Source organism: Dietzia sp. DQ12-76, from assembly GCF_014145045.1.
Lineage (GTDB): Bacteria > Actinomycetota > Actinomycetes > Mycobacteriales > Mycobacteriaceae > Dietzia.
In genome coordinates this window covers 6,763-17,202 of the sequence record NZ_JAALDV010000249.1, presented here as the reverse complement: position 1 = coordinate 17,202, position 10,440 = coordinate 6,763, and the positions used below count along the sequence as shown (strand labels likewise).

General features: G+C 68.8%; 10 protein-coding genes. 5 read left to right on the top strand and 5 right to left on the bottom strand.

Annotated features, from left to right (window positions below):
- Positions 1-1,507 (bottom strand): bifunctional adenosylcobinamide kinase/adenosylcobinamide-phosphate guanylyltransferase (locus G6019_RS09295; protein WP_182627477.1); only part of this gene is annotated, 1,507 nt, incomplete at its 3' end.
- 78 nt (positions 1,508-1,585) lie between these two features.
- A complete protein-coding gene (locus G6019_RS09290) occupies positions 1,586-2,305 on the bottom strand; it encodes a DUF3043 domain-containing protein (protein WP_182612964.1) in 720 nt (239 codons plus the stop codon).
- A 167-nt stretch (positions 2,306-2,472) separates the two neighbouring features.
- Between G6019_RS09290 and G6019_RS09285 the strand changes: the two genes are divergently transcribed.
- Both G6019_RS09285 and G6019_RS09280 read left to right on the top strand, forming a co-directional pair.
- Positions 2,473-2,835, top strand: coding sequence for a HesB/IscA family protein (locus tag G6019_RS09285; protein WP_107756186.1), 363 nt, complete (start codon positions 2,473-2,475; stop codon positions 2,833-2,835).
- Between the two features lie 88 nt (positions 2,836-2,923).
- On the top strand, positions 2,924-3,901 hold the full coding sequence (locus G6019_RS09280; protein ID WP_182612965.1) for a carbohydrate kinase family protein: 978 nt from the start codon (positions 2,924-2,926) through the stop codon (positions 3,899-3,901).
- 35 nt (positions 3,902-3,936) lie between these two features.
- Here G6019_RS09280 and asnB read toward each other — a convergent pair whose 3' ends face one another.
- The gene (gene asnB, locus G6019_RS09275; RefSeq protein WP_182612967.1) at positions 3,937-5,862 is read right to left on the bottom strand and encodes an asparagine synthase (glutamine-hydrolyzing); all 1,926 of its coding nucleotides are present in this window, start codon (positions 5,860-5,862) and stop codon (positions 3,937-3,939) included.
- A gap of 227 nt (positions 5,863-6,089) precedes the next feature.
- On the opposite strand from asnB, the gene ctaC reads away from it, so the two are divergent.
- The gene (gene ctaC, locus G6019_RS09270) at positions 6,090-7,208 is read left to right on the top strand and encodes an aa3-type cytochrome oxidase subunit II (RefSeq protein ID WP_107756189.1); all 1,119 of its coding nucleotides are present in this window, start codon (positions 6,090-6,092) and stop codon (positions 7,206-7,208) included.
- Positions 7,209-7,244: 36 nt separating this feature from the next.
- The gene (locus G6019_RS09265) at positions 7,245-7,661 is read left to right on the top strand and encodes a cytochrome c oxidase subunit 4 (protein ID WP_107756190.1); all 417 of its coding nucleotides are present in this window, start codon (positions 7,245-7,247) and stop codon (positions 7,659-7,661) included.
- An 88-nt stretch (positions 7,662-7,749) separates the two neighbouring features.
- Here the strand turns inward: G6019_RS09265 and G6019_RS09260 are convergent, their stop codons facing one another.
- On the bottom strand, positions 7,750-8,907 hold the full coding sequence (locus G6019_RS09260; RefSeq protein WP_107756191.1) for an acyl-CoA dehydrogenase family protein: 1,158 nt from the start codon (positions 8,905-8,907) through the stop codon (positions 7,750-7,752).
- Between the two features lie 127 nt (positions 8,908-9,034).
- Positions 9,035-9,559 (bottom strand): DUF3253 domain-containing protein, encoded by a 525-nt coding sequence (locus G6019_RS17100; protein WP_107756192.1) that lies wholly within the window; start codon positions 9,557-9,559, stop codon positions 9,035-9,037.
- 145 nt (positions 9,560-9,704) lie between these two features.
- On the opposite strand from G6019_RS17100, the gene G6019_RS17265 reads away from it, so the two are divergent.
- Positions 9,705-10,440 (top strand): FAD-dependent oxidoreductase (locus G6019_RS17265; RefSeq protein WP_309230199.1); only part of this gene is annotated, 736 nt, incomplete at its 3' end.

Genomic DNA, 10,440 nt, shown 5'->3' with positions numbered 1-10,440 from the left:
ACCACTGGCGAGCCCCGGGTGCCAGGGCCTCGGCGAGTAGTGCCGCCGCCGTGACCACCGACCCGTCGAGGATGCAGGGGGTCTTGCGGACCGCGGCCTGGGCGAGGAATCCCGCCATGGCGGCGAGGTCGGCGCCCGCGACCCGGCGGAGCATGCCCACCGGGTCGCGGAGGTCACCGGAGGCCCGGAACATCGCGTCACGGATCGCCGCGGTCTTGCGCATCCATCCGCCGTCGTCGATCCCGGTGCCACGGCCGACCAATTCGACCGGCTCGCGACCGGTGACGAGGCAGGTGATCACCGTCGCCGGCGTGGTGTTGCCGATGCCGAGGTCGCCCGCGATGAGCAGATCCGCACCCGAGTCGACCTCCTCGTCGGCGATCCTGCGGCCGGCCGCGACCGCGGCCCGGACCTCGTCGTGGCTCAGCGCGTCCTCACGATCGATCGACCCGCTGGAGCGTCGGATCTTGTGGTCGTCCAACCCTCCGGGGCGTTCCGCGGCCATGGACATGTCGGCCACCCGGACCGTCGCCCGCGCCGCGCGGGCGAGAACGGACACGGCCGCACCACCGCCCACGATGTTGTCGGCCATCTGCAGGGTGACCTCCTGCGGGAAGGCGGAGACCCCGTTCGTGGCCACACCGTGGTCGCCGGCGAACACCACGACCCGCGCTCGGTCGAGAGGACGGGGCGGGCAGGTCTCCTGGCACGCCGAGATCCACACCCCGATCTCCTCGAGCCGACCGAGCGAGCCCGACGGCTTGGTCAGCTCCAGCTGCCGGGCTCGGGCCTCGTCGGCCACGGTGTAAGAGGGCGGGTGGACCGGGGGGAAAGTCACGGGGTCGTCGTAGTACTCGACGTCCCCGAGACCGGGGAAGTCCTCGGGCCCCGGCGCGACCGCCACCGCGACCACCTTCTCGACCCCGGGCCGGGTCTCCGGAGCGGGTGGCGGCTCGATCGCTCGCTGCGCGGCGGGGACCGCGGTGTCAGAGAGTGTCAGGACCCGCCCGGCGACGACGAGGACGGCCGAGTCGCACACGTCGGCCAGCCGCCGGTTGAGCCCACCGAGCAGATCCGAGAAGAGGCGCCCGGAGAGCGAGTCGGGCACGACCCCGAGGCCGACCTCGGGGGACACGAGGATCAGCGAACCGGTGTGGGCGGTGACCGCCGAGACCAACGAGTCGACCTCACCGGCCACGGCCGCCCCGCCGTCGGACCATCCGAGGGTGGCGTCCATCCTGCGGGTCAGCCAGCCTCCGAGGTCGTCGACGAGGACCGTGTCGTCGGGGTGATCGGCGAGTACCCGTGTGATCTCGTCGGTCTCCTCGGTGGACCACTCGGCCGGCCTCCGGTCCTTGTGCACGGCGATCCGGGCGGTCATCTCCGCGTCGTCGTGGTCCGATCGCGCGGTGGCGACGTACACCACGTTCCCGCCGGTGGCCACGGCCACCGATTCGGCGTGGGCGGACTTGCCCGAGCGGGTGCCGCCGAGGACGAGCAGGCGCATGGCGTTCGGGGCCTTTCCGTGGATCGTCGGTCAGGTCGGCTGTCGGTGGGATCAGCCGTCCGTCAGGTCAGCAGTAGGTCAGATGGAGTCGCCGGGACGGACCCTCGGGCGTGGGGTGCGGAGCATCCGCGGCTGGGTCGCCCGCATCACCGCGTACCACCCCATGCCGAATCCGGTGTCCTCGGTGCCCGGGAACCGCTCGCGGACGACACTGTTGACCTTGCGCCCGAGCAGGATGCCGTCCACCACCACGACCACGATGAGGATGAGGAACAGGTTCTGGCTGTAGAACATCAAGGCGGGGTTGGGGATCAGCTGGAAGATGATCACGAACAGCGCGAGCGGCATGAAGAAGTTGATCAGGCGCCGGTGGGTGTCCACCCAGTCGCGGGCGAAGCGACGGACCTCGCCGCGGTCGCGCGAGAGGACGTAACGGTCGTCGCCGGCCATCATGAGCTGACGGCGCTCCTCACGGGCGGCCCGCTCCTCGGCCTTGGAGGCTCTGCGCTCGTCTTTGGACATGTTCGCCCGGGCGGCCTTCCGCCGCTCCTTGGCCTCCTTGCGGGTGACGGGCGCCGTGACGGGCCCGGTCCGCAGACCTCGCGCGCGCTCCTGGTCCCTCCGCCTGGGGGTGGGCTTGCCCTTGCCCGCGGGTCGCCGGGCGTCCCCTGCCGGAGCCGCGGAATCAGCCCCAGCACCGGCCGCAGCCGCTCCGGGGGAGGACTCCGGCCCGGAGTCGGAACCCGTCGAGCCCTTGCCGGGGTCGTCTTTACTGGAGCCGAATGCACGCAACTTCACGCACCCAGGCTAGGCGATCGTGCCGCACCGAGGTTACTCACCCGCCGCTCCCTGCAGGCGTATCGTGTCAGTCGACGCGGCGTCCGGGGAATAGAGAGCTCCCCGGTGGACGTTGCACCACCGTAGGACGCCACCGAAGACCCTCTCGGATCGCAAGGAGAACCGACATGACCACTGCGGAGAACACCGCCACGGAGACCACCGCCACCGGTGTGCTGCTCACCGACGCCGCCGCCTCGAAGGCCAAGGCGCTCCTCGACCAGGAAGGCCGCGACGATCTGGCGCTGCGCATCGCCGTCCAGCCCGGTGGTTGTGCCGGCCTGCGCTACCAGCTCTTCTTCGACGACCGCTCGCTCGACGGCGACGTCGTGGACGACTTCGGCGGCATCAAGCTCGCCGTCGACCGGATGAGCGTCCCCTACCTGACGGGTGCGTCGATCGACTTCGTCGACACCATCGAGAAGCAGGGCTTCACCATCGACAACCCCCAGGCCACCGGCTCGTGTGCCTGCGGAGACTCGTTCAACTGAGTTCACCAGGGTAGTTCCCGGGGCGAGCCCGGGGCACCGACGACCCGGACCGACAGCGTGTCGGCCCGGGTCGTCTACTGTCTGGAGCATGTCAGTAGTCATCACCGGTTCCATCGCCACCGACCACCTCATGACCTTCTCGGGTCGGTTCTCCGAGCAACTCCTGCCGGAGCAGCTCGCCCACGTGTCGCTGAGCTTCCTGGTGGACTCCCTCCAGATCCGCCGCGGCGGAGTGGGTGGCAACATCGCGTTCGCGCTCGGCGTGCTCGGCCGTCGTCCCCATCTGGTGGGGGCCGCCGGTGAGGACTTCGCCGAGTACCGCGACTGGTTGGAGAGGCACGGCGTCGACACCTCGGCGGTCCACATCAGCTCCGCCCTGCACACCGCGCGGTTCGTGTGCACCACCGACTCGGGCATGGCCCAGCTGGCGTCGTTCTATCCGGGAGCGATGGGGGAGGCGGCCACCATCTCGCTGGCCCGCCTGGTCGACCGCATCGGCCGGCCCGAGATCGTCCTCATCGGCGCCAACGACCCGACCGCGATGAACTCGCACACGGCGGAGTGCCGCGAGCTCGGACTCGACTTCGCCGCAGACCCCTCCCAGCAGCTGGCGTTCCTCGACGGTGAGGCGGCCGCAGCGCTGGTCGACGGCGCCCGGTACCTGTTCACCAACGAGTACGAGTACGAACTGCTGCTGAACAAGACCGGGTGGACGGCCGGGGAACTGGACGACAAGGTCGGCACCCGCATCACCACCCGCGGCGGCAAGAGCGTGATCATCGTGGAGAAGGGCGCCGAGCCCCTCGAGGTGGGCATCGTGCCCTCTGACAACTTGCTCGACCCCACGGGCGTCGGCGACGCGTTCCGCGCCGGCTTCCTCACCGGGGTCGTCGACGGCCTCTCGCTGGAGCGTTCAGCCCAGTTCGGTGCTCTCATCGCCACCCACGTGCTGGAGACGACCGGCACGCAGGAGTGGAGCATCGACCCGGCGGCCGCGCGCCGGCGTCTCGCCGCGGCCTACGGGGACGAGGCCGCGGAGGAGCTCGCGGTGCTCCTCCCGGCGTGACCCGCCTGAGGACCTGAGAGACCCGGCCCGCCCGGCTAGAGGCGGACGGGGTAGTCCCGTTGTTCGATGTCGGGGACGATGCGCCCCTCGACGAAGATGCCGTGCCAGATCATGAAGCACAGCATGGTCCAGATCCGGCGGCTGTGGTCGGACTCGCCACGGCGGTGCTCGTCGAGCATCCGCAGGACGGCGGCCTTGTCCACGAACTCGTCGGTGCCCGAGGCCAGGACCTGCCCGCGAGCCCAGTCGTGGAGCTCGGGTCCGGCCAGCCAGTGCCGGGTCGGAACCGGGAAGCCGAGCTTCTTCCGGTGCAGGACGTGCGCGGGGACGATCCGTTCGAGGGCCTGACGGAGCGCGTACTTGGTGGTCCCGTGCGCCACCTTCTCCGTGTACGGCAGGCGCGAGGCCACCTCGTAGACCTCTCTGTCGAGGAACGGCACGCGCAGCTCGAGCGAGTTGGCCATGGTCATCCGGTCGGCCTTGACCAGGATGTCGCCGCGCAGCCACGTGAACAGGTCCAGGTGCTGCATGCGGGCGACGGGGTCCCAGCCGCGCGAACGCTCGTAGATGGGGCCCGTGACGTCCTGGTGGCCCCATTCGGCCCGGTAGTCGGTGAGGACCGAGCGGACCTGGTCTTCCGAGAACGAGCGCGCGTTGCCGTAGTAGCGGTCCTCGAGGGTCATGGATCCCCGGTGCAACAGGCTCTTGCCGCGGGTGCCCTCGGGGATCCGCGTGCTCACCCGCCCGAGGGCCCGGCGAAGGCCGCCCGGGACCTTCTCGAACGGCGCCAGGGACAGTGGCTCCTTGTAGATGGTGTACCCGCCGAAGAGTTCATCGGCCCCCTCGCCGGACAGCACCACCTTGACGTGCTTGCGGGCCTCTCGGGCGACGAAGTACAGCGGCACCAGCGCCGGATCGGCGACCGGTTCGTCGAGGTACCAGATGATCTCCGGGATCGCGGCGGCGAACTCCTCCGGTGAGACCACCTTGACGATGTGCTCCACACCGATCGCCGCCGCGGACTCCGCGGCCACGTCCACTTCGGAATAACCCTCCCGCTCGAAGCCGGTGGTGAAGGTGAGGAGGTTCTCGTTGTGACGCCGCGCAAGGGCGGCGATGGCGGTCGAGTCGATGCCGCCGGACAGGAAGGACCCCACGGTGACGTCGGCCCGCATGTGCTTGGCGACGGAGTCCTCCAGAGCCACCGCGATCTTCTCGTAGCGGCGCTCGGCGTCACCGTCGGCGATGGGTGCCACGGGGAACGTCGGCTCGAAGTACCGCTCGATCACGGGGACGGTGCCGGGGGAGACGGTGGCGTGGCATCCGGACTCCAGCCGCCGGACACCGCGCGTCAGCGTCTCGTCCTCCGGGACGTACTGGAGGGTGACGTAGTGCTGCAGGGCGCGGGCGTCGAGAGACGTGTCGACGTCCAGCACCCCCGCGAGCTCGGTGATCGACTTCTTCTCACTCGCGAACGCGGTGCCCCCGGGCCCGCTGGCCATGTAGAGCGGTTTGATGCCAAAGGGGTCGCGCGCGACGAAGAGCGTGCGCTCGACGGTGTCCCAGATCGCGAAGGCGAACATCCCGCGGAGTCGGCGGACCGCCGCGGGGCCCCAGTGGTGGAAGGCGACGATGATCGGCTCGCCGTCACCCTCGGTGCGGAACTCGGCGTCGAACTCCGCCCGGAGCTCCGCACGGAGTTCGACATAGTTGTAGATCTCGCCGTTGAAGGTCAGGACGTAGCGATCGGGGCTCTCGGGAGGTCCCCAGCGCAGCGGTTGGTGTGAATGGGCGATGTCGATGATCGACAGTCGGTTGAAGCCGAACGCCAGGTCGTCGTCGACCCAGGTCCCCACTTCGTCCGGGCCACGGTGCCGCTGGCACCCCATCGCGTCCAGGACCCTCGACTCGTGGGTGCGGGCGGAGCCGTCGGGGGTGAGCAGACCAAGCAGGCCACACATTCGTCGGGTACCTCGTCGATCGTCGTCGGGGGTGGGGCAGATCCCGCGTCCGCGGGCCACGATGGACTCGAATACTACTGGTCCCGGGGTTCGGGCCCACGGCACCGGAGGGTGGAGGGGTGGGATGGGTGAAATGCCGGGACCCGCGGCCTCCAAACTGAGAGCCGTGGTCTACGATTCCTAAGTGTCCCGGCCACGTGGTCGGTGCCGCTGATCAGGAAGGCGTGATGGTGGAACAGCGTGACGGGCGTCGTCGGACGCGCAGGGCTGCACTCGCGGTGTCGCTCGCCACAGTGGGCTTGGTGTTGTCCGGTTGCAGCCTCCACACCGACAACAAGTGGTGGAACCAGACCGTGAACTTCGGGTTCCCGAACGGGATCACGCCCGAGGGCATCGCGATCAGGGAGTTCTGGACGGGCACCGTCATCACGTCTCTGATCGTCGGGTTCTTCGTGTGGGGCCTGATCTTCTGGACGATGGCCTTCCACCGCAAGAGGAAGAACGACGACGGCGAGTTCCCGCGTCAGACCGCCTACAACGTCCCGCTCGAGTTGGTCTACACCGCCGTGCCGTTCGTGATCATCTCGGTGCTCTTCTACTTCACCGTCATCACGCAGAACAAGGTCCTCGACCTCCGTCCGGAGGAGGAGGTCGGCGTCAAGGTGGACGTCACCGCCTTCCAGTGGAACTGGAAGTTCGGGTACAACAAGGTCGATGTCGCCGGCGTGTCCATCGAGGACGGCACCAACGAGGAGGCCCAGCGTGCTGCCGAGGAGGCCGGCGTTCTCTCCGAAGAGGAGCGCATGGCCCGCGGTCATCACGGTGAGCCCGCCGCAGGCGGTCCGATCCACGGTCGCCTGGCGGAGGACAAGTCGTACCTGCACTTCAACGACATCGAGACCGTCGGAACCTCGGAAGAGGTCCCGGTGCTCGTCCTCCCGACGGGAACCCGTATCGAGTTCCGCCTCGCTGCTGCCGACGTGATCCACTCGTTCTGGATTCCCGAGTTCATCTACAAGCTCGACGTCATGCCGCACCCGGGCCAGAACCAGCAGCTGAGCATGTTCCAGATCGCCGAGATCGAGCGTGAGGGTGCGTTCGTCGGTCGATGCGCCGAGATGTGCGGCGCGTACCACGCGATGATGAACTTCGAACTCAGGGCGGTCTCGCCGGAGGCCTTCGCGGAGTACATCCAGTTCCGCCAGGACAACCCGATCGCGTCCAACGCCGAGGCGCTCGCGGCGATCGGTGAGGCGCCCTATTCCACCTCCACGGCACCGTTCAAGACCGGCCGCAGCGATACCCGCGACCAGAACAACATCATCGAGAACGCATCCGCTAACTGACGTCTCTCCCGGTATCACGCGAAGGGCTCCTGCACGATGAACGCAACAGTAAGAATCTTCGACGGACTGGTGGTCTTCCTCGCCATCCTGGCTGTCGCGTACACCTACCTCACGGGCACCTCGCGTACCGGTATCGAATGGGTGGGCGCGACCGCGCTCGTGCTCTCCGCCGGACTGTGTCTGTTGATCGGCGGGTACCTCCGGTTCGTGGCGCGACGCATCAGCACGCTCCCCGAGGACTACGAAGAGGCGGAGATCTCGGACGGCGCCGGCGAACTCGGATTCTTCAGCCCGCACAGCTTCTGGCCGTTCTTCGTCGCGGCCTCGGTCATGATCACCGGCTTCGGCGCGGCGTTCTGGAACTGGTGGGTGCTGCTCGCCGGTGCGACCGCGTTGATCATCACCGCTTGTGCCCTGGTGTTCGAGTACCACTGGGGTCGCGAGAAGCACTGATCCGACGTCGGCCGCCAACCGGTCAGAGGCCCCCACCGCGGTCGCGGTGGGGGCCTCGTCGTCCCGGTGGGTGCCTTCGCGTCAGGAGCTACAGACCCATGTCCTTGGCGATGATGGTCTTCATGACCTCGTTGGTCCCGCCGTAGATCCGGTTGACCCGGTTGTCGGTGTACAGGCGTGCGATCGGATACTCGTTGATGAACCCGTAGCCTCCGTGCAGCTGGAGGCAACGGTCGATGACCTCGGCCGCGATCTCGGTGCAGAACAGCTTGGCCGATGCGGCCTCGGCCGCGGTGAGCTCTCCCTCGTCGAGCGCCTCGAGCGCCCGGTCGGCGACGGCCTGCGCGGCGTCGACCTTGGCCTGGCATGCGGCCAGCTCGAACTTGGTGTTCTGGAACGAGGCGACCTCCTTGCCGAAGACCGTGCGCTGCTGGGTGTACTCCTTTGCGAAGCGGACCGCGGCAGCGGCCTGGGCGTACGCCCCGTAGGCGATTCCCCAGCGCTCGGACGGCAGGTTCTGCCCGAGGTAGTAGAAGCCACGGTTCTCCTCGCCGAGCAGATCCTCCACAGGGACCTTGACGTCGCTGAAGGCCAGTTCTGCGGTGTCGGAGGTCCTCAGGCCGACCTTGTCCAGCTTGCGTCCCACGGAGTAACCCTCGAGCGAGGTGTCGACGGCCAGGAGAGAGATCCCGAAGCGACGGTCGTCCTCCCGGGGGGGAGCGGTCCGGGCGCAGACGATCACGCGGTCGGCGTGGACACCTCCGGTGATGAAGGTCTTGGCGCCGTTGAGTACGTAGTGCGTGCCGTCCTCGGAGAGCTTCGCGGTGCTCTTCATGCCCGCGAGATCCGAGCCGGTCCCCGGTTCGGTCATGGCCAGGGCCCACATCTCCTCACCGGAGACGAACTTGGGCAGATACCGCTGCTTCTGCTCGTCGGTCGCCAGTGCCTTGATGTAGGGCAGGCCCAGCAGGACGTGAACGCCCGACCCGCCGAAGTTCACGCCGGCGCGGGCGGTCTCCTCGGACTGGATGGCCTCGAACTTGTGCGAGTTGATCCCGGCTCCGCCGTACTCCTCGTCGACGTTGATGCCGAAGACGCCGAGGTCGGCGAGCTTGTAGTAGAACTCACGCGGCACCATGCCCGCGTCGAACCACTCCTGGAAGTGCGGGGACACCTCCGCTTCGATGAAGGCGCGAATTGTCTGGCGGAAGGCCTCGTGGTCTTCGTTGAACACTGTGCGGCGCAAGGGTGTGCCTTTCCATTGGACGACCCGCCATGAGAGGGGGACGGGCCGATGAGGTGAATGTCTCCTACCGAACCTGATCGTACAAGGCCGTGGACGGCGGCACGGCGAGGGTTACCCGCTGGTAGCTTCACGGCGCCGGGGAGGTGCCGCCCGGGCGTGGCCGGAAGCCGAGTGCGTCCCCGGCGACGATGCGGATGGGTCCACGTAGATCGGTGCCGGAGACGACCTCGCCCCGCTGGGTCACGGCGACCACGCCGTCCGCGCGCAGGTCCAGAGCGACCTCTCGCGCCGTCCCCATGAGTTCTCGCCAGTCGTCGCCGCCGACGGCGCGGGCGGCGTCGCTGGGACAGATCGAGCTCTCGCCCCGGGAGCGCAGAAGTGTCCGGATCGTCGCGGCCAACCGGTCCCGCGTGCCCTGCTCGGTGGGCTCCCACCAGGGGTCGCCCCGCTCGCCCAGGGCTACCTTGGCATCCTGCACCATCACCCGGGCGGCGTCGCCGTCGGACTTCACGAGTCGGCGGCCGGTCATGAGCGCGGAGACCAACTCTGTCCTCAGCGCGTCCGGGATCGAGGGATCGGTGGCCCGCCACCGTCGTCCCTTGACCACGATATAGCGGCCGTCATCGGTGTGGTCGACCTGGTTGTCCGTCACACCGCGATCATGCCCGCCCGTCGTCGGGGTGTCACGGGTCCGGTCGTTCGCCGCGCGGGCGGGGTCGTCGCGCTATCGTAGAACGTGTTCTAGAAATGCCGATCGCCGGTCGGAGGTCCCGGTGACGACGAGACGAGGAGAGCCCGTGGCGGAGCAGGACAGTACGGTCGAGACGGAGTTCGATGTCGTCGTGGTGGGTTCGGGCGTCGCGGCCCTCTTCGGGGCGGCCGTGGCGGCCTCCCGCGGCATGGCGACGTGCCTGGTCGAGAAGACGGATCGTTTCGGCGGGACGTCCGCGTACTCCGGAGGCGCGGTGTGGTTGCCCGGCAACCGGGTGCTCGCGCGCGACGGGGTGGAGGACTCGGTGGAGGCGGGCCGGACCTACTTCCGCGCCGTGGTGGGCGACCGGACCGCCCCGGACCTCCAGGACGCGTACCTCAACACCGGCCCGATGGTCGTCGACCATCTGTTGGACTCTCTGGAAATCCCCATGCGGTTCCAGGCGTTCCCGGACTACTTCGACGCACCCGGTCGCCAGCAGATGGGCCGGAGCATCTACCCCAAGCCGATCCCCGTCGACGAGCTCGGCGGGCGCGCCGGTGACATCCGCGTCTCGGTCCCGTCGGACCAGTTCGGTATCCCGGAGCACCCCACCAGAGTGGAGGGTGGCCGCGCCTGGGTGGCCCGGCTCGTCCTGGCGCTGGACGACATGGAGGCCGCGGAGCTCCGGCTGTCGACGGCGGCAGAGCATCTCCTCCGCGACGACGAGGGGCGGGTCGTGGGGGTCGAGGTGCGCGACGGCTCGGGGTCGCGGTCGATCGGGGCACGGCGCGGTGTACTCGTGGCCGCCGGCGGCTTCGAGCGGTCGACGGAGCTGCGAC